The following is a 26,067-nucleotide window of genomic DNA, read 5'->3' as shown; positions in this document are numbered from 1 at the left end:
TGGATGAATTGCCTCTTTATCGACACGCTGATGCGGGTAGAGTGCGGCTGACTTTCAATCAACCCGTTCGGAGCTGATGCTCGCACGCCTGTTCGTGATCTTCGGTGGCTTGTTTGTGCTGGTGCTGGTTGCGGCGCTGGTGGTGCCGTATTTTGTCGACTGGACCGGGTACCGCGCCCAATTCGAGCGCGAGGCGAGCGCCATTCTCGGCCGCAAGGTGACGGTGCAAGGCGACGCCACGGCGCGCCTGTTGCCGTTCCCCTCGGTGACCTTCTCAAACGTCACGGTCGCCGGCGGCCCCGGCGGCCAGCCGGCAATGACCGTCGAGACCTTTTCGATGGACGCGGAACTGGCGCCGTTCCTGCGCGGCGAAGTGCTGATTTTCGACATGCGGCTGGTGCATCCGAAGGCGACGATCGACATCGCCGATAACGGCACGGTCGACTGGGCGATACGGCCGTCCTCGCCCTTCGATCTCAACCAGATCTCGATCGAGAAGCTCACGGTGACGGAGGGAGAAATTGCGCTCCGCCATGCCGCAGGCGGGCGCAGCCATCTGATTTCCGAGATCAATTCGACCATCTCTGCCAAGTCGCTGGCCGGGCCGTGGCGCATGGACGGAACGTTGCTGCTCGACGGACTGCGTTCGACGGTTGCGGCTTCGACCGGCAAGGCCGAAGGCAGCGGCCAGATGCGGCTGAGGCTCAAGGTCGATCCCGATGCCTATCCACTGGTCATCGAAACCGACGGCAATGCCGGCATCGTCAATGGGGCTGCCGTCTATTCCGGCCAGTTCAAGATTTCCGGCAACGACAAAAACAGCGCCGAACTGCGCGGCGGCGATGGCGAGAGCGTCAAAATCAGAGCCGGCAAACCCGATCCGGGGTTCAGGCTGAACGGCAAGTTCTCGCTCGACCACCAGAAGCTTGGCGTCGACGAATTCCGCTTCGAGACCGGGCCGCTCGACAATCCCTACACAGCCGACGGCAAGGCTTCGGTCGATCTCGGCCTTAGGCCGAACTTCGCCATCGAGGCCAATGGCGCGCAGGTGCAACTGGACGAGGCGGTGGGCGCTGAGAAGGGCGCCGGCCTGACGCTGGACCAGCGCATTGCCGGAATCGAGCAGGCGCTGCTCGTCCTGCCGAAGCCGAGCATCCCCGGCACTGTCGAGGTCAAGCTGCCGGCGGTGGTGGCTGGCGACACCACGGTGCGCGACGTGCATCTCTCGGCCGAGCCGGTCGAGGGCGGCTGGTCGGTGAAATCGCTGGCCGCGACCTTGCCCGGGCGCACGACGCTGGAAGCCAGCGGCATGCTCAGCGTCGAAGATCATTTCCGTTTCAGCGGCTCCATGCTGCTGGCGGTGGCGCAGCCTTCCGGCTTTGCTGCCTGGTTGTCGAAAGATGTCGACGAGGCGATCCGCCGGCTGCCGGCCGCCGGCTTCAAGGCCAAGGTGGACCTGTCGGAGAAGCGCCAGGCGTTCAGCGATCTCGAACTGATCCTCGGCAAGTCGAAGTTCACCGGCCGCATCGATTCCAACCAGCCCGACGACGCCAAGTCCTCGGTGCTGATGCGGCTCGAGGGCGGCGAACTCGATGTCGACGGGCTGACGGCCTTCGCCTCGATCTTCGTCAGCGACAAGGGCGCCAACCGCTTTTCCGACCGTGACCTCGATTTTCAGATCAAGGCAGGGCCGGTCAATGCCGGCGGGCTCACCGCCGACACGGTCGATACCGCGCTCCGGCTCCGCGACGGGCTGCTCGAAATCGACCGGCTGTCGATTGGCGGCCTTGCCGGCGCCTCGATCAGCGCCACCGGCCGGATCAAGGATTTTCCGGCAAGCCCGACCGGCAAGCTCGATGCCTCGGTGGTCGCCGTCGATCTGAAGCCGCTGATCGACATTGCCGCGCAACACTATCCCGACAATCTGATGCTGAAGGGACTGGCTGGCCGCACGGCCGCCTATCCTGAACTGTTCCAGGACGCGCGCGTCGATCTGGTGGCGAGCGCCGCCGACAATGGCGACGGCACGACCGGGCTGGCGGTGAGCGGACAAGGCAAGGCCGGCGGTTCGGCCTTTTCGGCGTCGCTGTCGGGCAAGGGTGCCGTCGGCCAGTTGCTCGACGCGCCGGTGACGCTGACCTTCAACGCCAAAAATCCCGACGCCACCGTGCTGCTGGCGCTCTACGGCCTGCCGGCGCTGCCGCTCGGCATGCTCGGCCAGGCAAGCACCGATATTTCGGCCAAAGGCACGCTCGGCGGCGGCCTGGCGACGAGCTTCAATTTCGCCGCCGATGACTTCAAGGCGACGTTCGACGGCACCGTCGCTCAGACGCCGCAAGGCGCCACCGCCAAGGGCAAGATCGGCCTCGACGCTTCCGACATCGAGCCCTGGCTGATGACGACCGGCGCCGGCCTGCCGGGTATGGGAACGGGCACCTCGACCTCGCTCAGCGCGGATGCCGATTTCGGCAACGGCCTGCTGGTGTTGAGCGGCCTCAGCGGATCCATCAACGAGTCGGAGATTTCGGGCGACGTCAACATCGATGCGAAGCAGGGGCTGCCGCATTTTGCCGGTGCGCTGGCGCTCGACGAACTGGACCTCGACCCGATTGCGGTTGCGCTGTTCGGTGACCAGTCGTTCCTCAGCAGCAACGCGAACTGGCCGACGGCGCCATTCAGCCAGAAATCCAGCCTGCCGTTCAGCGCCGATCTCGACCTGGCGACGGCGACGCTTGCCGCCGGACCGCTGGCGACAGCCTATGACGCGTCGCTGTCGTTGAAACTGGACCAGGAAGGCATCCGCGTTTCGGACCTGAAGGCAAAACTGCTCGGCGGCGCGCTCACCGGATTGTTCGAGTTGAAGAACACGGACGGCACGGGGCTGTTCTCCGGCCAGATGAGGCTTGCCGGCGCCGACCTGGCGACTGTGCTGCCGGCTGCCGGCTTGAGTGGCAGCGGCGACTTTTCGACAGGGCTGTCGACCAGCGGCAAATCGGTCGACGCGATGATTGCCGCACTCTCCGGCTCGGGCACGGCGGCGCTGAAAGGCCTCACCATTGCCGGCGTCAATCCCGATGCCTTCGGCGCGTTGATTGCCAAGGCCGATGCGATCGGGCGCGACATCGACGTGGCCAAGACTGCGGGCTTTGCACCTGAGATCGCTGGCGACGGCAGCTTTGCTGCCGGCGATGCCGACATCGCCTTCACGGTCGCCGGCGGCACGTTGCGGGCACCACCGATCAAATTCGAAAACCAGGCGGCGACGCTGTCTGCCGACATCACGGCCGACCTCAACACCGGCACCGTCGCCACCAAGGGCGCGGTCACCTACAAGCCTGGCGACGAGGCGCTGGTCGGCTCCGATCCGACGGTCAATTTCAGCGTCGATGGGCCGTTCGGGGCGCTGAAGAAGCAGTTCGACAGCGAGCCGCTGGCGCAATTTTTGACCCAGCGCGCGCTGGAAAAGGAGCAGCAGCGGGTCGAGGCGATGCAGGCAGCACTGCTCGAGAAGCAGCGGCTGCGGCGCGAGGTGCGCTACTACGCCGCCCTGCAGACCGAGCGCGACAACGCGGCCGAGGAATTGCGCAAGCAGGAGGAAGCGGCACGGCTCAAAGCCGAGGCCGACGCCAAGGCGAAGGCACAGGCCGACGCAAAGGCACAGGCCGAAGCGGATGCCAAGGCCAAGGCGGATGCCAAAGCAAAGGCCGATGCCGATGCGAAAGCGCAGGCAGAGGCTGACGCCAAGGCCAAGGCGGATGCGGACGCGAAGGCGCAGGCCGAAGAGCAGGCTGCCGAAGACGCCGCAAAGGCCGAGGACGAACGGAAGAAGGCTGAGCAGGCGATGCGGACCGCTTCGCAGGAAAAAGCCAGGCTGGAGGCCGAGCGCAAGGCTCAGGAGCAGGCGCCGAAGGTCGACCGCTCACTTCCCGGTGTCAACGACGGTTCGGCCCCGGCGCCGCCGAAGCCCAGGACAAATCCGTTCTCCGTCGACAATTTGCTGAAGTCGCTGGGCAATTAAGAACCATTCAGACCGCGCCGCGCTTGGCCCAGTCCAGCACGTGGAGCCTGAGCGCCGAGGACAGATTGGCATCGCGCGGTCTTGTCTCGTCGATCTCCGCGACCAGGGCAGCAAGGGTCAGCTTGCGCGCGGCGGCGATGGCGACGAGATCGTCATAAAAGGGTTTTTCGAGGGAATAGCTGGTGCGATGGCCGCGGATGGTCACGGAGCGTTTTTCGACCGGGCTCACCGCAGGCGGTCCATCAATCGCCCTGGTCTTCCGGGCGTTCGCGGCGGTGGCCGGCGACGAATTTTTCGGCCTTGTCCGATGTCAGACGGTCACGAGTTCTTTCGGCTTTGGAACGGCCGTGCAGAGCGCGGTTCTCGCCGGCGAGCTTTTCCTTTTCGGTGCGCGCCTTCTGCTTGCGGACCTGGCGAAGGTTGACGATTTCGCCCATGTCGCGCCGACCGTCCCGCTACTTCTTGCGGAAGGCGTCGAGCGACACGACGTCGGCGCCCTTGCCGGCGGCGGCATCGGCCACGGCGGGCTTTTTCTCCGCCTCAGTGGCAGCTGCCTTCTTCTCGGCCTTTGGCTTTTTCTCGGAGACGATAGCCAAAGGCTCGGCAGCCGGCTGGGCGGCTGCATCGTCTTCCGCCGGGACGTCGGTCTTGACGTCGAATTCGAGTTCGAAATTGACCGATGGGTCGTAGAAGCCGCGTACGGCCGAGAACGGGATTTCCAGCTTCTCCGGCACGTCGGAGAAGGACAGCCCGACCTCGAAGCCGGTATCGGTCACCTTGAGGTCCCAATACTGGAACTGGATGACGATGGTCATCTGTTCGGGATAGCGCTCGCGCAGCCTGGAGGACACCCGCACGCCCGGCGCGCCGGTCAGGAATGTGATGAAGAAATGATGATTGCCGGGAAGGCCGGTGCGCGCGACTTCGGCCAGGACCTTGCGCATGACGCCGCGCAATGCCTCCTGGGCCAGAATGTCGTAGCGGATGTGGTCGTCGGCCATGTGCTGGTCGGGTTCCGTTGAATCGTCCGCATAGCTGTAATCAAGCTTGAGCGCGGCGTAAACCGGATATAGATCGCTGATGCGCCGAAGCGAAGCCCGTGACGAACGATTTGATCGCCGGCTTTGACGTTCAGGCGCTGGCCAGCTGTTTTTCCACCGCTGCCGCGGATCTGCGCTTGCCAAAAGCGCGCAGGAAGGTGCGCACGCCGTGGGTGGCGGATTGCAACACTTCGTCTTCCGACGGCATGCCGCCTAGCATGAAGGTGGTCTGCAGTTCGGCGTTGGCTAGCGCCAGGAACTGGCGCGCGGCGACATCGGGATCGTCGACCGCGAGATGGCCGGCATGGGCGAGGCGGGCAAAACGGGCGGCAAGTGCGGGCCAGGTCCGGCCCGGCCCCTGGTCGCGCCATTCTGCGAAGAGCTCGGGATAGCGCTCGCCTTCGGTCTGGATCAGCTTGCGCAGGAAGCGTCCGTCGCGGTTGCAGATGCAGTTCTGATTCAGGCGCACGGCAAAGCCGATCAGGTCGGCTTCCAGATCCTTCGGCTGGTCTGGGAAAGAGGCGAAGGTGGCGAAGATGCCGGCATTGCAGCGCTCCGTCAGATCCCGCACCACAGCCATGAAGAGCCTTTCCTTGTCGCGGTGGTGATTGTAGATGGTCTGGCGCGACACGCCCGCCTCCACCGCGATCAGGTCGATATTGGCGCCGGCAAAGCCTTCCCGGCAGAAGACCGAAGCCGCCGCATCGATAATCGACATACGCTTGGCCTCGTGGCCGCGTGGCGAGAAAATGTCAGGAGAAACGGCAAGCTTCATAGAAATCTATATAGAGGTGATTGACGAATTAGACAAGGCTGTCTAAATTTGTGGACACAATAAATGGGAATTCGCTCCGTAGAGACGAATAATCTCGCTCTGAGCCGTCGGATTTCAACGGGATGGAACGTCCTAGGGTTAGTCGTCGCGTTGGCGGCGCCAACCAGACTTGAAAGAAGCCTTTATCATGAGTCCCAAATTCCTCCGCATCGCGGTCGTGCTCGGCCTGTTGTCCGCTATCGGCCCCTTCGCTATCGACATGTATCTGCCGGCGTTGCCTTCGATCGGCGAGGATCTGCATGCCGGCACCGCCGCCGTTCAGATGAGCCTTTTGATCTTCTTCCTGTCGATGGGCTTCGGCCAGATCGTCGTCGGACCGATCTCCGACATGGTCGGCCGCAAGCTGCCGCTTTACGGCGGCCTTGCGCTGTTCATGGTCGGCGGTATCGGTTCGGCCATGAGCCCGACCATCGAATGGCTGATCGCCTTCCGCTTCCTGCAGGGACTGGGCGCCAGCGCCGGCATGGCGGTGCCGCGCGCCATCGTGCGCGACCTGCACACCGGCACCGAGGCCGCCAAGCTGATGTCGCTGCTGATGCTGGTGTTTTCGGTGTCGCCGATCCTGGCGCCGCTGACCGGCAGCCAGATCATCGAGAATCTCGGCTGGCGCGCCGTGTTCTGGACGGTGACGGGCGCGGCCCTGCTGGCCACCATTCTGCTGGCGACCTCGCTGAAGGAGACGCGGCCGGCGGAAGAACGCGTCGGTTCCTCCTTCGGAACCGCACTCGCCGGCTATCGCTTCCTCATGGGTGACCGCAATTTCCTCGGCCTGGTGGCGATCGCCGGCTTCGGCATCGCCAGCTTCTTCGTCTACCTCTCGAGTTCGTCCTTCATCCTGATCGACCATTACGGGCTGTCGCCTTCCGTCTACAGCGTGTTCTTCTCGATCAATGCGGTGGCCTTCATCGGCATGTCGCAACTGACGGGGATGCTGTCGGAGCGCTTCGGGCTGAAGCGCGTCGTCTGGGTGGCGGTAACCGGCTATGCCACGACGATGGTTGTGCTGTTCGCAGTCATGGCGACCGGCGTCGACCGGCTCGATGTTATGGCGGCACTGCTGTTCGTCGGCTACGGCTTCCTTGGCCTGGTCATCCCGACGACGTCGGTGCTGGCCATGGAAGAGCATGGCGAGATCGCGGGCACGGCCTCGGCGCTGATGGGCACGCTGCACTTCGCCATCGGTGCGCTGGCGATGGGCGTCGCCGGCATCTTCTTCGACGGCACCCCGCTGCCCATGGTGGCCGGCATCACGCTCTGCGCGGTGATCTCGTTCACGCTGGCCAAACTGACGCTTGGCCGCTCGCGCGAAGCCGTTGAAGCGCCGGCCGAGTAAGCTGACCGCAATCGACCGGAAAGGCCGGGTCATCCCGGCCTTTTTCACGTCTGGGGTAATCCGGCCCCGGCCAGAACCACGGCCTTCGACCGACGCCGGCGGCAAATTGCACCAGCTCATGGCTCAATTTGGTGTAGGCTTCGCGGCCCATCGTCATGCGAAATCCGGCCAGCGGCAGCCGGCATTGAGCGTACGATATCGAGGAGGGGAGAAGTGGAGGTTTCTGTTGCCAGGTACCTCCGAACCCCGCCTAGAAGTGCGAACCTCTAGGACTTGATTTGAAGCTATCGCACCGCTTACGCGGCGAGACGTGCTTCCGCATAGTTGTCATTTGCAACTACAGGTTTAGCCCGATGACGGTGGTACCATGCCGGGCAAAAGTACGATCTTTACACCTTCGTCGATCCTATTTCGCCCCCAGCAACAGCCGCTCTGATCACAGAGCGGTTCTTGGTGGAGGCGCCGGGTACCGCCCCCGGGTCCGAACGGCTTATTACATCGCCCATTTATCGCCATAGTCGGTCAAGCCGACAAAACGAATATAGGGGGCGGGCGCACAAAATGAAAGGCCGCAATGACACTTCTTGGCCGCACCAAACTGCGGCGCCGAGGGTTGACTCGCGCGCGGTCTCAACCGAAGCTTTGCGATGGTGAGGAGTATCGACCGAGCGCACAAGTTGCGGCAGCGCGCCACAGCCCTCATCGATCGGATCCCGTGGCGCCGACATGGGGAAATTTGATGGCCGATTATCTCGCAGACGTGAAGAAATACGACGCCGCCGCAAATGCCGATGTGGTTGCCAAGATTGTGAAACATCTGGGCATCGCGCTGCGCAACCGCGATTCCTCGCTGGTATCCTGCACCGACCCCAAGGAATTGGAGCGCGTCAAGACCAACTGGGTTGCCAAGAAACTCGGCGTGACCGACGGGGCGAAAGCCGACTCAGCGATCGAGAAGACCTGCAAGGCGTTGGCCGCCGACAGCTCCAAGAGCCGCGTGACTTTCTACTATCTGGTCGCCAAGGATCTGGGCAAGCTCGGCTCTTTGTAGAGATTATTGCCGATAGGCAGAGCGCGCGTTTGATTTTGCTCCTCACCGGAGGTCGGCACCGCCCCTCATTGCCCTGCCGGGCATTTCTCCCCGTATAGTGACGGGGAGAAATGGCTGACCGCAGCCTTGGCTCTCTCTCTCGAACGCTTGTGATTGGCGAAACCGCTGATCACAGCGCCCCTCTCCCCGTCCCTATACGGGGAGAGGATGCCGGCAGGCAGGTGAGGGGCAGCGCTAACCCTTGAAGAGTGATGGGCAAGCCGCGTTCTGGTCCCTTTTGCTGTGTTCGGCCGGCGGCCAGTCGGTTATGATGGCGGTAACCCCGAATCGAGGCGAAGCCGATGCGCCAGTATCTCGACCTTTTGCAGCATGTGCTGGACAATGGCGCCGACCGTGGCGACCGCACGGGCACCGGCACGCGTGGGGTGTTCGGGTACCAGATGCGCTTCGACCTGTCGTGCGGCTTTCCCGTCACCACCACCAAGAAGCTGCATCTGAAGTCGATCATCCATGAACTCCTGTGGTTCCTGGCCGGCGACACCAACATCAAATACCTTAGAGATCATGGCGTTTCGATCTGGGACGAATGGGCCGACGAGAATGGCGATCTCGGCCCGGTCTATGGCAAGCAGTGGCGCTCCTGGCCGGATGGCCGTGGCGGGTCGATCGACCAGATTGCCAATGTTCTGAAGGAGATACGCAGGAATCCGAATTCACGCCGGCTGATCGTTTCGGCGTGGAACCCGGCCGAAGTGGAGGCGATGGCGCTGCCGCCCTGCCACTGCCTGTTCCAGTTCTACGTCTCGGACGGCAAGCTGTCCTGCCAGCTCTACCAGCGCTCGGCCGACATTTTTCTCGGCGTACCCTTCAACATCGCTTCCTACGCGCTGCTGACCCTGATGGTGGCGCAGGTGACCGGGCTGAAGCCCGGCGAGTTCGTCCATACGCTGGGCGATGCGCATCTCTATTCCAACCATTTCGAGCAGGCGCGCGAGCAATTGCGGCGCACACCCAAGGCGCTGCCGACGCTGTGGATCAATCCGGAGGTGAAGGACCTGTTCGCCTTCCGCTTCGAGGATTTCCGGCTGGAAAACTATTTTGCCGACGCGTCGATCAAGGCGCCGATCGCGGTCTGATCCGTCCACCGTCAATCAATTCCGACCCTCAATCGATGTCGACCATGACGTCGGTTGCCTTGATCATGGCATAGGCTGCTTGCCTTTTTCGAGCTTGAGATCGGCAACGGCCTCGTTGGTGATCGAAGCGTGACGACGGAGCCGCCGACATCACCGCGGACAGGCGAGGTGCTTTGACGATCTCGACGATCGTTCCCTTGAGGATGTTGCGGGCGCTGATCTTCATCGGAGTTCCTTTCCGGGTTTCGGTGCACGTCCAAACCAGAACAATCGATGCCGAACATACGCTTTCGCAGGAGGCGGCCTTCCCTTGTTATATTCATCCAGATATATCGGTCGGCAGGAGTCGAGCCAGCAGATTTCAAGCCGGGAGAGTTTTCATGTTGGGGCACAAAGGTTTTGGTATGAGGGCAATCGCGATTGGCGGCTTTGCCGTAGCTCTGATGGCCGTGATGCCGGCGGCTCACGCGGGAGACAAGGTGATCGTGTTTGCCGCAGCCAGCCTCAAGGACGGGCTCGACGCCGTCACCAAGGCCTGCGAAGCCGATGTCGGTGAAGCGGCGACCGTCTCCTACGCCGCGAGCTCGGCGCTGGCCAAGCAGATCGAACTCGGGGCGCCCGCCGATGTGTTCATTTCGGCCGATCTCGACTGGATGAAGTACCTCTCCGACAAGAGACTGACCAAGCCGGAAACCGAGGTGAAACTGCTCGGCAACCAGATCGTGCTGGTGGCGCCACAGGATTCCAAGGTTGAGACCAGGATCGAGAAAGGCTTCGACCTGGCCAAGCTGGTTGGCGACGGCAGGCTTGCCATGGGCGACGTCAAGGCGGTGCCGGCCGGCAAATACGGCAAGGCGGCACTTGAATCGCTCGGCGTCTGGTCGTCGGTCGAAGGCAAGGTGGCGCAGGCCGAGAATGTGCGCGCCGCGCTCAAGCTGGTTTCAACGGGCGAGGCCGCGCTCGGCATCGTCTATGCCACCGACGCGCATGCCGACAAGGGAGTCAAGGTGGTCGGCACCTTCCCGGAGGATTCGCACCCGCCGATCATCTATCCGGTTGCCCAGACCACCGATTCGAAGGACAAGGATACCCCGGCTTTCCTGAAGTGCCTGCAGTCCGCCAAGGCGGTGGAGCTGTTTAGGGATCAGGGTTTCACCGTGCTCACGCCGAGCAATTAAGGTAGCGGCTGACGCATGAACTGGCTGCTGGACCTCACTCCCGACGAATGGAATGCGGTCCGGCTGTCGATCAAGGTGGCGACGGTGGCGATGCTGTTCAGCCTGCCGCCGGGCATCTTGATGGCGCTTTTGCTGGCCCGCGGAAAATTCTGGGGCAAGACGCTGCTCAACGGCGTGGTTCACCTGCCGTTGATCCTGCCGCCGGTGGTGACAGGTTATCTCTTGCTGCTTACCTTCGGCCGGCGCGGGCCGGCGGGAGCGTTCCTGGCCGAGCATTTCGGCATCGTCTTCTCGTTTCGCTGGACCGGCGCCGCACTGGCCTGCGGTATCATGGGCTTTCCCCTGATGGTGCGGGCGATCCGGCTGTCGATCGAGGCGGTCGACCGCAAAATGGAGGCAGCGGCGGGAACGCTCGGCGCCAACCCGATTTGGGTCTTCGCCACCATCACGCTGCCGCTGATCCTGCCCGGGCTGATCGCCGGCTCGATCCTGTCCTTCGCCAAGGCGATGGGCGAGTTCGGCGCCACCATCACCTTCGTCTCCAACATTCCCAACGAGACGCAGACGCTGCCTTCGGCGATCTACACCTTCACGCAGGTGCCTGGCGGCGATGACGGGGCGCTCAGGCTGACGCTGATCTCCATCGTCATCTCGATGGCCGCATTGGTCGCCTCGGAAGTGCTGGCGCGGCGCGTCGGCCGGCGGATGGACATCGAATGAGCGTGCTGGTGGACATCAGCCATCGGCTCGGCGGTTTCGCCGTCGACGCGCGTTTCGAAAGCGCCGGGCGGCTGACGGCGCTGTTCGGGCCATCGGGCTCCGGCAAGACGACGCTGATCAACGTGATCGCCGGCCTGATCCGGCCGACCAAGGGCCGTATCGCGGTCGACGGCTGTGTGCTGGTCGACACCGATGCCGGCATTTTCGTGCCGAAGCACAAGCGCCGGATCGGCATGGTGTTCCAGGACGCGCGGCTGTTTCCGCATATGAGCGTGGCCGGCAATCTGCGCTATGGCCGCTGGTTCACGCCACCGGCGGAGCGCTATGCGGATATCGACGCGGTCGTCGAACTGCTCGGCATCGGTCCTCTGCTCGACCGGCGACCGGCAAAGCTCTCGGGCGGCGAGAAGCAGCGCGTGGCGATCGGCCGGGCGCTGCTTGCCAGCCCGAAACTGCTGTTGATGGACGAGCCGCTGGCCTCGCTCGACGATGCGCGCAAAGCCGAGATCCTGCCCTATATCGAGCGGCTGCGCGACGAGACCAAGCTGCCCATCGTATATGTCAGCCACTCCGTCGCCGAGGTGGCGCGGCTGGCCAGCGACGTGGTGGTGATGGCGCAAGGCAAGGTCGCTGCCTCAGGCCCGACCGGCGCGATCATGCAACGGCTCGAATTGCTGCCGGCGGAGGAACGCGGCGAGGGCGGCGCGGTTCTCGACACCAAGGTGCTGCGCCATGATGAGATCTTCGGGATGACCGTGCTCGGCTCGGCGGCGGGCGAAATCCGGGTGCCGCAATTGGCGGTCTCGGTCGGCGCGCCTGTGCGCATCCGAATCCGCGCCCGCGACGTGATGATCGCCACCGAACAGCCGAAAGGTCTCAGTGCGCTCAACATCCTGCCGGGCGCCATCGTCGCAATCGGCTCGGGCGAGGGGCCGACGGTCGAAATCGGCATCGACTGCAATGGCGCAACCGTGCTTGCGCGCATTACCGAACAATCCAGGCAGGTACTGAACCTTCAACTCGGCGGCAAGGTGTTCGCGGTGATCAAGACGGTCAGTTTCGACCGCGCCAACACCGGCGCCGGGCTGCCGGCCGAAGCGGATGGCTGATAGCCGCTATATCGTTTTGGAATAGCGCTATGGGTCGAGAGGGGCTAGTGTGACCGTGGAGGACAAGAGATGCCGTCGCTGAGCCTGCGGATAAATCTCGATCCGGACGGGCGCATAGGTCCGGGCAAGATCAAATTGCTGGAGCAGATCGCCACTTTCGGCTCGATCTCGGCTGCGGCACGCGGCATGGAGATGTCCTACAAGCACGCTTGGGATCTGGTGGAAGATATGAACCGTGTGTTCGGCAAGCCGCTGGTCGCGGCGCAGACCGGCGGCAAAAAGGGCGGCGGCGCGCAGCTGACATCAGTTGGCCTTGCAGTCGTCAGCCGTTTTCGCGCTATCGAGCGCGCTGCGGCGGCAGCGGCGGCCACGCATATGGACGCCTTGCAGGCCGAGATTGATGCTGGGTGAGGGGAGGAAATGAAGAACTGAAGAACTGAAGAACTGAAGAACCTTACTGCCTACTCCCGCTTTCGCAGCAGATACGTATCCATGATCCAGCCCTTTCTTTTCCGGGCTTCTTCTCTCGTCCTCTCAATCTCTTCGCCAACATCACCCAGGCGACCGGAAACGAGGATCTCATCGGGTGTGCCGAGATAGGCGCCCCAGTGGATGATCAGATCCTTGTCTGCCAGCGTGTTGAAGGCGCATTTGCCGTCGAGCATGACCACGGCGCTGCCGGCATTGTGCGGCATGCCTTGTTCGGCGAGGCGGCGGCCGGTGGTGATCAGCACGGGGTCGCCGATGCGGTTCAGCGCCATCTTGTGGCCGGCGGCTAGCGCCTGGACGGCGGTGATGCCGGGAATGACCTCCAGTTCGAATGCGACATTGCCCCTCAGTCGTACGCGCGCGAGGATGCGCAGCGCGCTGTCATAGAGCGAGGGGTCGCCCCAGATCAGGAAGGCGCCGCAGCCGTCCTCGGCAAGTTCGTCGCGGACCAGGCTCTCATAGATCTGGGCGATGGCCTCGTGCCAGTCATCGACGGTCGAGCGATAGGAAGGCGCCGGCTCGGCGCGCACCGGCACGTCGAACTCGACGCGGCGCGATTTCGGATTGCTGACGAAACGGTCGCAGATCTGGCGGCGCAATTCGGCAAGGTCGTTCTTCTTCGCCCCTTTGTCGGGAATAAACAGGACGTCCGCCCGGTTCAGGCCATCAATCGCCTGCACGGTCATATGATCGGGATTGCCGGCGCCGATGCCGATGACGAGAAGCTTGCGCATGACGCGAACTCCTGCCCGATCGAAACCTGTTAGTCCAGACCGCCGATTGGCGTGTCCAGACACTGTGGCGTCCTGTTGGGAGACGGAAGGCTTTGAAACGCCACACTGAAACGGCTAGGGTCGCGGCATTCTTGGCGAGGGGCTTCGATGTTGCAATATGTTCTGACCGTAGCGCTGGCGCTTTCAGCAGCGCCCGCGCTGGCCAATGATACGACCGCCGAACTCGGCACAGGTGGCCTGATCCTGTCGCGTAGCGACGCGGTGTCGATGCAAAGCGAGGACCTCTATATCTCGCCGGAAAAGATCACGGTCGACTACGTCTTCCACAACAACACCGACAAGGATGTAAATGCCATCGTCGCTTTTCCGCTGCCGGACATCGAAGGCAATCCGGAGGAAATGCCGGCCATCCCGGAAAACCAGAGCGACAATTTCCTTGGCTTCGAGGTGACGATCGACGGAGCGCCGGCAAAGCCGCAGCTCGAGCAGAAAGTGTTCGCTGTCGGCATCGATATCGGCGCCGATCTGAAGGCGCAGAACGTGCCGTTCAATCCGTTCGGCGATGCGGCCAAGGCGGCCCTGGCGAAGCTGCCGAAAACGGTCGCCGAGGATTGGGAAAACCGCGGCATCATCATCGAGGATACGGGCAGCGACGGTACCGAGGCGAACAAGGTCTATACGCCGTGGTGGCAGTTGCGCTCGACCTATTGGTGGCGCGCGATATTTCCGGCCAACAAGGATGTCCACGTCTCGCACCGCTACAAACCGAGCGTCGGCGGCACGTCATCGGTGAATTTCTTCTATGACGGCAAGTTCACCGAGGGCAGCCAGTACACGACCTACAAGACCCGCTACTGCATGGACAACAGCTTCGAGAATGCGGTGCGGCAGGCCGCCAAGGCCGACGGTTATCCGCATTTTTACGAGAACCGCATAGCCTATATCCTGACCACCGGCGGCAACTGGGCCAATGGCAGCATCGGCAAGTTCAAGCTAACCGTCGACAAGGGCAATCCGAAAGCGCTGATCTCGTTTTGCGGCGACAATGTCAAGAAGGTCTGGCCGACGACCTTCGAGACGGCGGCGCAGGATCTCTATCCCGAGCACAACATCGACATATTGCTTTTGGAGCCGTCGGATGACGGCGCCGGGGGAGCCAACTGATGGACGTCGCGATCTATGTCGCCATTGCGCAGAACGGCGTCATCGGGCGCGACGGCGGCTTACCGTGGCGGCTGTCCACCGATCTCAAGCGCTTCAAGGCCGATACGATGGGCAAGCCCGTCATCATGGGCCGCAAGACTTATGAAGGCATCGGCCGGCCGCTGCCGGGCCGATTGAACATCGTGGTGACCCGCGACGAGGCCTGGCGCGCCGAGGGCATAGAGGTGGCGCACTCGCTGGAGGCAGCGATCCAGCTGGCCACGGTGCGCGGGCGTTGCATGGCCGGCGTCGACGAAATCTGCATCATCGGCGGCGGCGAGATCTATGCGCAGGCGCTGCCGCTGGCAGACCGGCTGCACGTCACCCATGTGCTGGCGGCGGTCGATGGCGACGCGCATTTTCCCGACATCGATCCGGATTTGTGGCGCCTTGTCAGCGCTCAGGACGTTCCGGCCGGTGAAAAGGACAGCCATGCGACGCGCTATTCGGTTTACGAGCGACGCCGCGGCGTGCATTGAGACGATAAAAGGGTCGCGAACGTCCAAAACGGACATGCTCGGCAGCGGATCGCGTTGAAAGCGCATCGCGGCATCCCTATAGAAGAACAACTGGATTTTGCGCCGCAACGCCGGCGCCGAGGGAATTCCAAGCGAAAGGACATTCATGCCCTGGAACGACAAGAGCGGCGGTGGCGGCGGCCCATGGGGTGGCGGCGGCGGCAACAATCAGGGACCCTGGGGGCAGGGACCGAAGGGGCCTAGCGGCCCGCCGGGGTCACCTCCCGATCTCGAAGACATCATCCGCCGCGGCCAGGACCGGCTGCGGCGCGCGCTGCCCGGTGGCGGCGGCGCCAGCCCGGCCGTGTTTGCGCTGATCGCAGCGGCTCTGATCGTGCTGTGGGCGTTCAAGGCGGTCTACACCGTGCAGCCGGACGAGGTTGCGGTCGAGCTGCGCTTCGGCAAGCCGAAGGCGGAGCTGTCGCAGCCAGGTCTGCATTTCCATTGGTGGCCCGTCGAAACCGTCGAGACGGCCAACATCGCCGAACAGCTCGTCGATATCGGTGGTGGCGGCGCGACGAGCGGCAACTCGTCGGGGCTGATGCTTACCGGCGACCAGAACATCGTCAACGTCCAGTTTTCGGTGGCCTATCAGGTCTCCGATCCCCGGGCCTATCTGTTCGACGTCTCCGATCCCGAAGGCATGCTGCAGCAGGTCGCAGAGAGCGCCATGCGCGAAGCGGTTGGCCGGCGACCGGCGCAGGACATCTTCCGCGACGACCGTCAGGGCATCGCCGCGTCGGTGCGTGAAATCATCCAGACGACGCTGGACGGCTACAAGGCCGGCCTGAATGTCAACGCGGTTTCGATCGAGGACGCGGCCCCGCCGCGTGAAGTTGCCGATGCCTTCGACGAAGTGCAGCGCGCCGAGCAGGACGAAGACAAGTTCGTCGAGCAGGCCAACCAGTATTCCAACCAGAAGCTCGGCCAGGCGCGTGGCGCCGCGGCGCAGATCCGCGAGGACGCGGCAGCCTACAAGAACCGTGTCGTCCAGGAAGCCGAAGGTGAGGCGCAGCGCTTCATCTCGGTCTATGACGAATACGCCAAGGCGCCCGACGTGACGCGCCGCCGGCTTTATCTGGAAACGATGGAGAAGGTGCTGAAGGATTCCAACAAGGTCATCGTCGAACAGGGCAATGGGCAAGGGGTCGTTCCCTATCTGCCGCTGCCGGCACTGCAGCCGAAGGCGCTGCCGCCTGCGACCACGGGAGGAGCCCAGTGATGGCCAATCGTCTTCCCATCATCGCGGTCATCGCGGCCGTGCTTCTGTTCCTGCTCTACTCCTCGGTCTTCGTGGTCAACGCGCGCCAGCAGGCGCTCGTGCTGCGGTTCGGCGAGATCGTCGACGTGAAGAATGAACCCGGCATCTATTTCAAGGCGCCTTTCGCCTTCTTCGACGCCGACAGCGTGCAATTGATCGAAAACAGGGTGCTGCGCTTCGATCTCGACAACATCCGCGTCCAGGTTTCGGGCGGCAAGTTCTACGAGGTCGACGCTTTCATCGCGTACCGCATCTCGGATCCGCGGGTGTTCCGCTCAGCCGTGTCCGGCCAGATCACACTGGCCGAAGCACGACTGAGGACGCGTCTCGATGCGGCGCTGCGCCGTGTCTACGGTCTGCGCGACTTCGAGGCGGCGCTTTCGGAAGAGCGGGCCGTGATGATGCGCGAAGTGCGCGATCAGCTTCGGCCCGACGCCACCTCGCTCGGCCTGCAGATCGAGGATGTGCGCATCCGCCGAACCGATCTGACGGCCGAGGTTTCGCAGCAGACCTTCGACCGCATGAAGGCCGAACGTTTGGCCGAGGCCGAACGGCTGAGGGCACGCGGCAAAGAGGCCGCGCAGCGCATCACCGCCCGCGCCGACCGCGAAGTGGTGGAAATCGTCGCCGAAGCGCGCAAGGAATCGGAAATCCTGCGTGGTGAAGGTGAAGCCCAGCGCAGTGCGACCTTTGCCGACGCCTACAAACGCGATCCGGCGTTCTTCGACTTCTACCGGTCGATGAATGCCTATGGCACGGCGCTGGACAACTCCGGGACGACGATGGTGCTTTCGCCGAACTCGGAGTTCTTCCGCTTCTTCCGCAATCCGGACGGTACGGACGCGAAGCCGGCGACACCTGCGGCTCCGGCGACGGCACCTGCCGCGCCGGCGACGGCACCTGCCGCGCCGGCTGCACAACCTGCACCCGCCCAGTAGGGCGGTGCAGGATTTCCTTGCGGCCATAGGCCTGGTCCTCGTCGTAGAGGGTCTGGTCTATGGCGGCTTTCCCGGCCTTGCCAAACGTCTTGCCGGCGAAGTGCTGTCGACGCCGGAAATTGCGCTGCGCATCGTCGGGCTGGTGGCGATCGCCATCGGCGTCGGCATCGTCTGGTTGGTGCGTGGCTGAGGACCGCTGATCTGCAATTCCAGGAAAGTGTGAGCGGTTTTCCGTCCGGAATTGCGTAAAAGCAAAGGGATTGAACGGTTCGCCGTTTCCGCGAAACGGCGAACCGCTCTAAGGTGTAACGGAGGATTTATCCTCCTGATGTGGCCATAGCCGCAAACGTGCCGTATTTCTTGCCAACATGACGCGACGCGGCGTTTTGCCGAAGCGCTTTTTCTTTCCGGGAGGCTTTCGATGACATCCAACACCCTTCTGCGCGCGGCGCGGCGGACGTTCATCGCAGGTGCTGCGGCACTTATGGTCTGCGCGCTTGCCGTTCCGGCTTTGGTGACGCCGACGGTGGCCGCGGACGGACCGGCTTCGGTTGCCGACCTCGCCGAAGGCCTGCTCGGTGCGGTGGTCAACATCTCGACCTCGCAGACCGTGAAGGGCACGGAAGGTCCGGGCGCGGTGCCGATGCCGCAGCTGCCGGAGGGTTCGCCGTTCCAGGATTTCTTCGACGACTTCTTCAAGAACCGTGGCGGCGACAAGGATGGCGGCGCGCAAAAGGTGCAGTCGCTGGGCTCCGGCTTCGTGGTCGACGCCGAGCAAGGCATTGTCGTCACCAACAACCACGTCATCGCCGATGCAGACGATATCGAGGTGAATTTCTCCGACGGCGTGACGCTCAAGGCGACGCTGGTCGGCACCGACACCAAGACCGATGTGGCGGTGCTCAAGGTCGACCCGAAGGGCCACAAGCTGACGGCGGTGAAGTTCGGCGATTCCAACAAGATGCGCGTCGGCGACTGGGTGATGGCGATCGGCAATCCGTTCGGCCTTGGCGGCACGGTGACGGTCGGCATCGTCTCGGCCCGCAACCGTGACATCAATTCCGGCCCCTATGACGACTTCATCCAGACCGACGCCGCCATCAACCGCGGCAATTCCGGCGGACCGCTGTTCAACAGCCTGGGCGAGGTCATCGGTATCAACACGGCGATCATCTCGCCGTCGGGCGGCTCGATAGGCATCGGTTTCTCCATCCCCTCGCAGCTTGCCTCGGGCGTCGTCGACCAGCTGCGCCAGTTCGGCGAGACCCGTCGCGGCTGGCTCGGCGTGCGCATCCAGCCGGTGACCGACGACATCGCCGAGAGCCTCGGCATGGCCACCGCCAAGGGCGCGCTGGTGGCCGGCGTCATCAAGGGCGGACCGGTCGACAACGGCACAATTCTCGCCGGCGACGTCATCATCAAGTTCGATGGCAAGGACATCCATGAAATGCGCGACCTGCCGCGCGTCGTGGCGGAAAGCCCGGTCGGCAAGGCGGTCGACGTGATCATCGTGCGCAAGGGCGTCGAGCAGACGGTGAAGGTGACGCTCGGCCGGCTTGAGGACGGCGAGAAGGTCGCTGCCGGTGAGGACGGCACTACCGATGAGGACAAGGGCGGCGACAAGGCGCCCGCGGTCTCCACGGCCTCGGTGCTCGGCATGACCGTCGGCGAGCTCAATGACGACACACGGAAAAAATTCGGCATCGCGGCCGACGTCTCCGGCGTCGTCATCACCGACGTCACCAAGGATTCGGCCGCCGCCGAGCGCGGCATCCAGGCCGGCGAGGTGATCACCGAAATCGCCCAGGAATCGGTCGCGACCCCGAAGGACGTGATGGACCGGATCGGCGCGCTGAAGGAGCAGGGCCGCAAGAATGCGCTCTTGATGCTGGCGTCCAAGACAGGCGAGTTGCGCTTCGTGACGATCCGGATGGATTGAGTCCGGTCAGGCCTGCAACGATCTGATTTCGAAATGAAAAGGGCGGCTAGTTAGCCGCCCTTTTTTCTTGCCTGCCAGTCCTTGCGCGACAGGGTGTAGAGGACATGCCGCTTGAGGTGCGGGTGGCTGTCAGGGATGGATGGGTGGTCGAAATCGCGAGCCGGGTCAGGGCTCATGCCAAGACGCTCCATGACGGCCGTCGAGCGGCGGTTGGCCGCGACGGCGAAGGAGACGATCTCGTCCCGGTCAAGCGTCTCGAAGCCATAAGAAAGCCATGCCTCGGCTGCCTCGGTGACGTAGCCCTTGCCCCAGAACTCGGGCGCCAACCGCCAGCCGATCTCGATCGTATCGGAGGGCAGGGACGGCACGTGATCGGTCTTTAAGAGGCCGACGAAACCGATGCATTCCCCAGTCGCGGCGATCTCGGCGGCGGCAAAACCAAAGCCGTCCTCGGCGATCCAGCCCTGAAACTCGTCCATCTTGGCATCCGTCTCGGCGCGGTCGCGGCGAAATGGAAAGAACTCCATCACCCGCTCGTCCGAATTGATGCGGTGGAAGAGTTCGCGATCACGGTCTTCCCAATTGCGCAGGATCAGGCGCTCGGTGCGCATCGGTTTCATTGGGCGAACTCTTCCTGGCGGTAGCCCTGGAGATAAAGCAGCGCGGTGAGATCGCCATGGTCGATGCGGACCTTGGCTTCGGCAGCAACGGCCGGCTTGGCGTGGAGGGCGACACCGGTGCCGGCCAGGCGGATCATGTCGAGGTCGTTGGCGCCGTCGCCGACCGCAATCGCATCGAATGGCGTCAGGCCGAGGCGGGCCGAGATCTCGTTCAGCGCATCGGCCTTGGCGGCACGGCCGAGGATCGGCTCGGCGACAAGGCCGGCAAAGCGCCCGTTCTCCTCGATCAGGCGGTTGGCACGGTTTTCCTGGAAGCCGAGCATGGCGGCGACACGGCTGGTGAAGACGTCGAAGCCGCCCGAGACAAGCGCCGTCCAGGCGCCATTGGCGCGCATCGTCCGCACCAGGGCGCGGCCGCCCGACGCCAGCGTCAGGCGGTTCGCGATGATGCGGCCGACGACGGCGGCATCGAGGCCTTTCAGCAGCGCCACGCGTTCACGCAGCGCCGGCTCGAAAGCGATCTCGCCGTTCATCGAGCGTGCCGTGATGGCGGCAACGCGGTCCTTGACGCCGATCTCGTCGGCGAGTTCGTCGATGCATTCCTGGTCGATCATGGTTGAATCCATATCGGCAAGCAGGATTGTCTTGCGGCGGCTTTCGGCCTGCTGAACGATCACGTCGACCGGCTCTGAACCAAGTGCTGTGCGCAAGGCCGCACTTGCCTCAGCGGCTTCTGCCCCCTCGGGCAACACCAGGTCGCAGGCGACGCCTTCGCCCAGCCAGCGAACAGCGCTTGCGCCGACCGACCGTGAGGCCATATTCGCAAGCGAGGCCGACATCGCGCGGCGGACGGGGTGAGACACAAGCGTGGCAATGAGCGGCATCGAGACTTCCAAGCAGCTAGGCGAGGGCGGGCAGGCGGGCGAGGGCCGCGTGAAGAACGCGATCCTGATAGCCGGGCCGACCGCCAGCGGCAAGTCGGCGCTGGCGCTCGATCTCGCCGAGCGCAAGGGCGGCGTCATCGTCAACACCGATTCCATGCAGGGCTATTCGGTGCTCGATGTGCTGACGGCGCGGCCGAGCGCCGCCGACCTCGCCCGCGCGCCGCACTTTCTCTATGGCCACGTGCATCCCTCCACCGCCTATTCCACCGGCGCCTGGCTGCGCGACGTGATGAAGCTGATCGATGACGGCACGCTCGCCCGACAGCCCGATGACGCCGGCTTTGAACGTCCGGTGATTTTCGTCGGCGGCACCGGGCTCTATTTTCGCGCACTTGCCGAGGGCATTTCGGAAATGCCCGACATTCCGCAGCAGGTACGCGACCGCTGGCGCTACGAGTTAAAGGAGCAAGGCGCAGCCAAGCTGCACCGCATCCTGATGCATGAGGATTCGGCGGTCGCCATGCAGCTGAAGCCGACCGACGGCCAGCGCATCGTGCGGGCGCTGGAGGTGCTCGATGCATCCGGCCGCTCCATCCTCGAATGGCAGGCAGCGCGCGGCCGGCCGCTGATCGACCGCGACAGCGCTCGGTTCTTCGTTATCGAGCCGGACCGCGCCGCCCTTGTCGAGCGGATCGAAACAAGGTTCGACCGCATGCTCGATCTCGGCGCGCTCGATGAGGTCAAACGGCTTGCGGCGCTTGGCCTCGATCCCGAGCTGCCGGCGATGAAGGCGATCGGCGTTCGCGAACTTTCGGCCGCCATGGCCGGTGACATCAGCTTTCCTCAGGCCATCGAGCGCTGCAAGGCAGCGACGCGGCAATATGCCAAACGGCAAACGACGTGGTTTCGCCATCAGCTGGGACCGGAATGGCTGAGATTGCAGCCCGGCGACGGCCTGCAAGCCGTGATTTGATTTTCGTGCTGCTAATACAATTAAAGAAACAGAAGTAGGAATGAACATTCCCGCTCCGGTTGTCTGGATTAACCGTCCGTAAGGCGCCGGCATGCCATAGATCCGGGGGGTACTTTTCCAACGGGGAGCAGATGCGTTTCCACAAGGCGGAATCCGCATTTTTCGTCTTTATTTTCGTGATCCTGGCCGCAGGCCTGGTGACGCTTTATGCCTATGGTCAATTGCAGTCCATCGCGGTCGGTCACGATACGACTTCCCGAGTCGAGAGGATCGCTTATCTCAACACGCTGCTGTTTGTCACCGGGGTGCTGCTGGCGACAGCGCTGTTCTTCGGCGTGTTCTTCATCTACCCGTTGATCCGTAGGCAGGCGACGGAAGAGGGCAAGCTGCGCGCCATGACGGTTTCGCTCAGCGCCCGCTCGGAAACGCTGCAGCATGCGGCATTGACCGACGGCCTTACCGGCATGCAGAACCGGCGCTATTTCGACGATGCGCTGAAGGAATATCTCGAGGAATTCCGCCGCATCGAAAAGCCCGTCGGGCTGATGATCCTCGACCTCGATCATTTCAAGCAGGTCAACGACACGCATGGCCACGATGTCGGCGACGAGGTGCTGAGGGCAGTCGCCAATTGCCTCAAAAGCATGACGCGCTATCACGACGTGGTGGCGCGGCTCGGCGGCGAAGAGTTCGCCGTTGTCACCCCCAACATGGACGCGGAGTTGTTGGGGAAGTTCGCCGAACGCATCCGCAAGGCGATTGCCAACATGTCGGTGCTGTCGGGCAATGTCCGCCTCAAGATCACCACCAGCGTCGGTCTTGCCGTCTGGGATCGGAAGGAAACGGCCGAGGAATTCTACCGCCGCGCCGACCGCCAGCTCTACGAGGCGAAGAGGCAAGGCCGCAACCGCGTCTGCGCCTAAAATGCCGGCATTAAATCCGTGAGGCTGGCCGTTTGATGCCGTCTTCTGCGCTTCCGGCCTTCGCCGGCCGAAGCACTCATGAGGTGATGGCGGCAGCTATGGCTACGGCCGGCGTAGGCCGGTGCTCACGGACTCAATGCCCGCTCCGCTCCGGTTCTCGAAGTCGACACCAACCGACTCAGCCTGACGAATTTTCTGGCGTGATTTACCCAAGCGGCCAACGAAGCCGAGCCCTGGCGCTCCGGCGGCTTCTCAATTGGCCGGCAAAAAAGTCGCTACGCTGAAGGTCAATCGTTCTGCGGGCGCATGCCGAAGGTTGTGGGCTTGAGGCCGTAGCGCAGGTCGAAATCGTCGTCGGGCTGGACGCGCTGGGCGGTGGCCGGCTTGCGGTAATCGGGATCGCCGGCCTGGCGGCCGGAGTCCACGACCTCGGCGAAGGCCATCTGCTGCTGCGGTTTCGGGACGTTGCGCAGCCGCTCGACGATGGCGGCGAGATCGACGTCGTTGCCGTCCTGCGAGAACTCGTCCTGCTCTCGCTTGGCGGTGCCGGGGATCAGGTTCTCCGCCAGTTTCTCGAACTTCAGCCGCATGGTCGTCGCCACGCCTTCACCGAAGGCGATGGCTTCGCGCTGGCCCATGGAGGACAGAAAGGCCAGCGTCGAGGCGGAGGAATCGGCGATCGCCGAGCGGATGATTGCCTGGTCCTGCTCGTTGGCCAGCCGCATGGCGAAGAAGGTCGAGCATTGCGACAGGATGGTCGGATCGAGTTCACCCGGGCGCTGGGTGACGACGCCGAGATAGCAGCCATATTTGCGGCCTTCCTTGGCGATGCGCGACAATGCATGCCTTGTCGGGGCGAAGCCGAGGCGCGGATCGGCCGGCATATAGCGGTGCGCTTCCTCGCACAGCAGCAAAAGCTTCAGCCGGCCCTCGCTCCACAGCGCAAGGTCGAAGGCCAGGCGCGCCAGCACCGAACAGACGGAGTTGACCACTTCGGACGGCATGCCGGCCATCTCGAAACAGGTCACCGGGCGGCCATGATGCTGCACACGGAAAATATTGCCGATCGTCTCGTGGATCGTGTCCTCGATCAGCCGCGAATTGAACATGAAGCGATAGCGCGGGTCGGACGCGGCGGACTCGATGCGCGTCTTCAGCGATTTCAGCGTCGGGCGGTCGTTCTTGCTTTCCAGGAGGCCCATGCGCTCGTCGATCTGCTTGATGAGATCGACCATGCGGTAGGGCACCGGCGTGTCGGCGGTCAGCGCATCGCTGCCGCGGCGCACGTAAGAGCCTGAATTGGGATTGCGATAGAGGTTCTTGGCGGCGGGGATCAGGTCGCGCAGGACATCGACTTCTTCCGGCACGACCTCTCGGCCGCGAAACAGCACTTCGGCGAATTCTTCAAGCCTGAACATCCAGAACGGCAGGTCAAGCGTCTTGGAATCGACCCGGACGCAGAACTCAGGCAGGGATGCCGCGAATTCATTGTGCGGATCGAGAATGAGGATTCGCAGATCGGGCCGGGCGGCGATCGATTTGCGCAGCAGCAGCGAGATGGCGGTGGATTTGCCGACGCCGGTTGTGCCGACAACGGCAAAATGGCGCGCCAGCGTGTCGTCGATGGCGATGTTGGCGTCGATCGACTCATCCTGCGACAGCGTGCCGATGGTGATCGAATGACGCCCGGCGAGATCGTAGACCGCCTGCAGGTCACGGGTACGGATGCGGTGCGCTATGGCGCCGATATGAGGATAGGTGGTGATGCCGCGGTCGAACACCGGTTTGGCGCCGGGCTCCGCGCCGTCGCGCACTTCGCCGATCAGTTCGACGCTGACCTCGATGGGATTTTGTCCCTCATTGCTCCAGGCGCGATCCGACTTGCCGATTTCGTAGACCAGACCAACGGTGCGCGATGTCCCGAGATTGATGGAGATCATCTTGCCGACGGTCCACAGGCCGGTGACCGCTCCTTCGATGTCGTCGGCATAGGCGCTGATGGTGGCGCGCGCACCGTCGCACTGCACGACGTTGCCGAGAATGCGCTTGTCGCTCTGCTCTGCGCGGCGGCGCTCCTGCGAGGTCGGTTCGCCGACGGAGGCTTCGCGCTCGACAAACATACGATCCGATCCCATTCCCGTGGAGCCTCGATCCTACACAGACGGGGTTAAGGTGGCGTGATGCGGGATGGTGTAGCAGGGGTTAACCCGTCAGCGAAAATTCAACCGGCCGTCCTCTTCCCCCAGTCCGAAGATTCGATATATTGGACGAATGACTGATATAGCGAATGACATGTCGGCCACGATAGGCAGACGAATCCACGCCGAAAGAGCCTTGCGGGACTGGTCGTTGGCCGACCTGGCGAACCGCTCCGGCGTCTCCAAAGCCATGCTCAGCACTATCGAGCGCGGCATGACCAGCCCGACGGCCGCGCTGCTGGTGCGCATCGCCGCTGCTTTCGGCATGACGCTGTCGACGCTGATTGCACGCGCCGAGCAGCAAGGTGGCGGCCTGCTGCGCGAGAGTGAGCAACCGGTCTGGAGCGACCCCGGTACGGGCTATGTCCGCCGGCATCTGTCGCCGGTCTCCGACATGCCGCTCGAATTGATCCGGGTGCAGTTGCCGGCGGGCGCCAGTGTGAGTTTCCCGGCGGCGTCCTATGCCTTCATCAAGCAGCAGATGTGGCTGATCTCCGGGCGACTTGAGTTCACCGAGGGCGATGTCGTGCACAGGCTCGAGCCCGGCGACTGCCTGGCGCTCGGCGCGCCGTCGGACTGCACGTTCCATGCCGTCGGGCAGCTGCCCGCCGACTATCTGGTCGCGCTGGTCAGGGGCTGAAATCGTGGCAAGACGTCCCAAGCGCTCCGACAATGGCGGACCGCCGCTCGATGATTACAAGGGCCCACCATGGGGCAAGGGCGATCCCTACATCTTCCTGGCCTGGCAGGCAGCGCATGCCAAGGCGTGGAAGGCGCCAAGCCGTGACGTGATGCTGATGCGCATGGAAAAGGCCGAGCGGCTTGGCCTGACCTATGAGGAATACACGCTCGAAATCCTCGAACGCGGGCTGCATCTGCAGCCGAAAGACACCGATCGCATCGCCGCGATCAAGGCGAGACGAAAGCGGCCCCGCGTCGCGCGTCTGGATTAGCAAGGGAAAGTGCA

26 protein-coding genes, 1 other RNA gene and 1 pseudogene are annotated in these 26,067 nt (G+C 63.5%); 18 read left to right on the top strand and 10 right to left on the bottom strand.

Annotation, left to right across the window (positions count from 1 at the left end; genetic code table 11):
- The first annotated feature begins 76 nt into the window (after positions 1 to 76).
- Entirely contained in the window at positions 77 to 4,018 is a 3,942-nt protein-coding gene (locus NKJ77_RS29720; RefSeq protein ID WP_023832880.1) for an AsmA family protein, read from the top strand.
- 7 nt (positions 4,019 to 4,025) lie between these two features.
- Here the strand turns inward: NKJ77_RS29720 and NKJ77_RS29715 are convergent, their stop codons facing one another.
- The 4 genes from NKJ77_RS29715 to NKJ77_RS29700 all read right to left on the bottom strand — a co-directional run bounded on the left by NKJ77_RS29715 (position 4,026) and on the right by NKJ77_RS29700 (position 5,833).
- Positions 4,026 to 4,247, bottom strand: a complete 222-nt coding sequence (locus tag NKJ77_RS29715) for a ribbon-helix-helix domain-containing protein (protein WP_023668319.1) — start codon at positions 4,245 to 4,247, stop codon at positions 4,026 to 4,028.
- 13 nt (positions 4,248 to 4,260) lie between these two features.
- The gene (locus NKJ77_RS29710) at positions 4,261 to 4,455 is read right to left on the bottom strand and encodes a DUF4169 family protein (protein WP_023667420.1); all 195 of its coding nucleotides are present in this window, start codon (positions 4,453 to 4,455) and stop codon (positions 4,261 to 4,263) included.
- Between the two features lie 18 nt (positions 4,456 to 4,473).
- Positions 4,474 to 5,019, bottom strand: a complete 546-nt coding sequence (locus NKJ77_RS29705; protein WP_023667419.1) for an SspB family protein — start codon at positions 5,017 to 5,019, stop codon at positions 4,474 to 4,476.
- A gap of 130 nt (positions 5,020 to 5,149) precedes the next feature.
- Positions 5,150 to 5,833: a TetR/AcrR family transcriptional regulator gene (locus NKJ77_RS29700; protein ID WP_023832881.1), complete on the bottom strand. Its 684-nt coding sequence runs from the start codon at positions 5,831 to 5,833 to the stop codon at positions 5,150 to 5,152.
- 187 nt (positions 5,834 to 6,020) lie between these two features.
- Here NKJ77_RS29700 and NKJ77_RS29695 point away from each other — a divergent pair, with 187 nt between their 5' ends.
- Positions 6,021 to 7,226 (top strand): multidrug effflux MFS transporter, encoded by a 1,206-nt coding sequence (locus NKJ77_RS29695; RefSeq protein ID WP_023712465.1) that lies wholly within the window; start codon positions 6,021 to 6,023, stop codon positions 7,224 to 7,226.
- A gap of 212 nt (positions 7,227 to 7,438) precedes the next feature.
- Here NKJ77_RS29695 and ssrA read toward each other — a convergent pair.
- Positions 7,439 to 7,797: a transfer-messenger RNA gene (gene ssrA, locus NKJ77_RS29690) on the bottom strand.
- 168 nt (positions 7,798 to 7,965) lie between these two features.
- On the opposite strand from ssrA, the gene NKJ77_RS29685 reads away from it, so the two are divergent.
- Complete coding sequence (locus NKJ77_RS29685; RefSeq protein WP_023668323.1) at positions 7,966 to 8,277, top strand: DUF2853 family protein; 312 nt, start codon at positions 7,966 to 7,968, stop codon at positions 8,275 to 8,277.
- Between the two features lie 341 nt (positions 8,278 to 8,618).
- The gene (locus tag NKJ77_RS29680; protein WP_023827576.1) at positions 8,619 to 9,413 is read left to right on the top strand and encodes a thymidylate synthase; all 795 of its coding nucleotides are present in this window, start codon (positions 8,619 to 8,621) and stop codon (positions 9,411 to 9,413) included.
- Positions 9,414 to 9,441: 28 nt separating this feature from the next.
- Here the strand turns inward: NKJ77_RS29680 and NKJ77_RS29675 are convergent.
- Positions 9,442 to 9,639: pseudogene (locus NKJ77_RS29675) on the bottom strand (TOBE domain-containing protein).
- 157 nt (positions 9,640 to 9,796) lie between these two features.
- Here NKJ77_RS29675 and modA point away from each other — a divergent pair.
- The 4 genes from modA to NKJ77_RS29655 all read left to right on the top strand — a co-directional run bounded on the left by modA (position 9,797) and on the right by NKJ77_RS29655 (position 12,831).
- Entirely contained in the window at positions 9,797 to 10,591 is a 795-nt protein-coding gene (gene modA / locus NKJ77_RS29670) for a molybdate ABC transporter substrate-binding protein (RefSeq protein WP_155922541.1), read from the top strand.
- A 15-nt stretch (positions 10,592 to 10,606) separates the two neighbouring features.
- Entirely contained in the window at positions 10,607 to 11,311 is a 705-nt protein-coding gene (modB, locus tag NKJ77_RS29665) for a molybdate ABC transporter permease subunit (protein ID WP_023667413.1), read from the top strand.
- Positions 11,308 to 12,420 carry a molybdenum ABC transporter ATP-binding protein gene (gene modC, locus NKJ77_RS29660; protein WP_023668327.1) on the top strand — a complete coding sequence of 371 codons (1,113 nt, stop codon included), beginning with the start codon at positions 11,308 to 11,310 and terminating at the stop codon, positions 12,418 to 12,420. Before modB ends, modC begins: the two co-directional genes overlap by 4 nt.
- A gap of 69 nt (positions 12,421 to 12,489) precedes the next feature.
- On the top strand, positions 12,490 to 12,831 hold the full coding sequence (locus tag NKJ77_RS29655) for a winged helix-turn-helix domain-containing protein (RefSeq protein WP_023827574.1): 342 nt from the start codon (positions 12,490 to 12,492) through the stop codon (positions 12,829 to 12,831).
- Positions 12,832 to 12,881: 50 nt separating this feature from the next.
- Here the strand turns inward: NKJ77_RS29655 and cobF are convergent, their stop codons facing one another.
- Entirely contained in the window at positions 12,882 to 13,643 is a 762-nt protein-coding gene (cobF, locus tag NKJ77_RS29650) for a precorrin-6A synthase (deacetylating) (protein WP_023827573.1), read from the bottom strand.
- Between the two features lie 147 nt (positions 13,644 to 13,790).
- Here cobF and NKJ77_RS29645 point away from each other — a divergent pair, with 147 nt between their 5' ends.
- The 6 genes from NKJ77_RS29645 to NKJ77_RS29620 all read left to right on the top strand — a co-directional run bounded on the left by NKJ77_RS29645 (position 13,791) and on the right by NKJ77_RS29620 (position 19,502).
- The gene (locus NKJ77_RS29645; protein ID WP_352536203.1) at positions 13,791 to 14,807 is read left to right on the top strand and encodes a DUF4424 domain-containing protein; all 1,017 of its coding nucleotides are present in this window, start codon (positions 13,791 to 13,793) and stop codon (positions 14,805 to 14,807) included.
- A complete protein-coding gene (locus tag NKJ77_RS29640; protein ID WP_352536202.1) occupies positions 14,807 to 15,325 on the top strand; it encodes a dihydrofolate reductase in 519 nt (172 codons plus the stop codon). The genes NKJ77_RS29645 and NKJ77_RS29640 overlap by 1 nt, the downstream gene beginning before the upstream one ends.
- A gap of 145 nt (positions 15,326 to 15,470) precedes the next feature.
- On the top strand, positions 15,471 to 16,586 hold the full coding sequence (hflK, locus tag NKJ77_RS29635; protein ID WP_352536201.1) for an FtsH protease activity modulator HflK: 1,116 nt from the start codon (positions 15,471 to 15,473) through the stop codon (positions 16,584 to 16,586).
- Positions 16,586 to 17,563, top strand: a complete 978-nt coding sequence (hflC, locus tag NKJ77_RS29630) for a protease modulator HflC (RefSeq protein ID WP_023668332.1) — start codon at positions 16,586 to 16,588, stop codon at positions 17,561 to 17,563. Before hflK ends, hflC begins: the two co-directional genes overlap by 1 nt.
- Positions 17,564 to 17,567: 4 nt before the next feature.
- Entirely contained in the window at positions 17,568 to 17,753 is a 186-nt protein-coding gene (locus tag NKJ77_RS29625; RefSeq protein WP_023668333.1) for a DUF2065 domain-containing protein, read from the top strand.
- 231 nt (positions 17,754 to 17,984) lie between these two features.
- Complete coding sequence (locus tag NKJ77_RS29620) at positions 17,985 to 19,502, top strand: DegQ family serine endoprotease (RefSeq protein WP_352536200.1); 1,518 nt, start codon at positions 17,985 to 17,987, stop codon at positions 19,500 to 19,502.
- Between the two features lie 50 nt (positions 19,503 to 19,552).
- Here the strand turns inward: NKJ77_RS29620 and NKJ77_RS29615 are convergent, their stop codons facing one another.
- Positions 19,553 to 20,122: a GNAT family N-acetyltransferase gene (locus tag NKJ77_RS29615; protein WP_023707730.1), complete on the bottom strand. Its 570-nt coding sequence runs from the start codon at positions 20,120 to 20,122 to the stop codon at positions 19,553 to 19,555.
- Entirely contained in the window at positions 20,119 to 21,006 is an 888-nt protein-coding gene (serB, locus tag NKJ77_RS29610; protein ID WP_352536199.1) for a phosphoserine phosphatase SerB, read from the bottom strand. Before serB ends, NKJ77_RS29615 begins: the two co-directional genes overlap by 4 nt.
- Here serB and miaA point away from each other — a divergent pair.
- Positions 20,996 to 21,979 (top strand): tRNA (adenosine(37)-N6)-dimethylallyltransferase MiaA, encoded by a 984-nt coding sequence (miaA, locus tag NKJ77_RS29605; RefSeq protein WP_352536198.1) that lies wholly within the window; start codon positions 20,996 to 20,998, stop codon positions 21,977 to 21,979. The genes serB and miaA overlap by 11 nt on opposite strands.
- Positions 21,980 to 22,110: 131 nt before the next feature.
- Positions 22,111 to 22,902, top strand: coding sequence for a GGDEF domain-containing protein (locus tag NKJ77_RS29600; RefSeq protein ID WP_352536197.1), 792 nt, complete (start codon positions 22,111 to 22,113; stop codon positions 22,900 to 22,902).
- A gap of 287 nt (positions 22,903 to 23,189) precedes the next feature.
- On the opposite strand, the gene NKJ77_RS29595 is transcribed toward NKJ77_RS29600, so the two are convergent.
- A complete protein-coding gene (locus NKJ77_RS29595) occupies positions 23,190 to 25,022 on the bottom strand; it encodes an ATP-binding protein (protein ID WP_352536196.1) in 1,833 nt (610 codons plus the stop codon).
- 151 nt (positions 25,023 to 25,173) lie between these two features.
- Here NKJ77_RS29595 and NKJ77_RS29590 point away from each other — a divergent pair, with 151 nt between their 5' ends.
- Both NKJ77_RS29590 and NKJ77_RS29585 read left to right on the top strand, forming a co-directional pair.
- On the top strand, positions 25,174 to 25,740 hold the full coding sequence (locus tag NKJ77_RS29590; RefSeq protein WP_352536195.1) for a helix-turn-helix domain-containing protein: 567 nt from the start codon (positions 25,174 to 25,176) through the stop codon (positions 25,738 to 25,740).
- A 4-nt stretch (positions 25,741 to 25,744) separates the two neighbouring features.
- Positions 25,745 to 26,053 (top strand): hypothetical protein, encoded by a 309-nt coding sequence (locus NKJ77_RS29585; RefSeq protein WP_352536194.1) that lies wholly within the window; start codon positions 25,745 to 25,747, stop codon positions 26,051 to 26,053.
- The last annotated feature ends 14 nt before the right edge of the window (positions 26,054 to 26,067 follow it).

The sequence above is a fragment of the Mesorhizobium sp. M0052 genome, from assembly GCF_040323255.1.
Taxonomy (GTDB): domain Bacteria; phylum Pseudomonadota; class Alphaproteobacteria; order Rhizobiales; family Rhizobiaceae; genus Mesorhizobium.
This window is presented reverse-complemented; position numbering and strand designations above follow the sequence as displayed.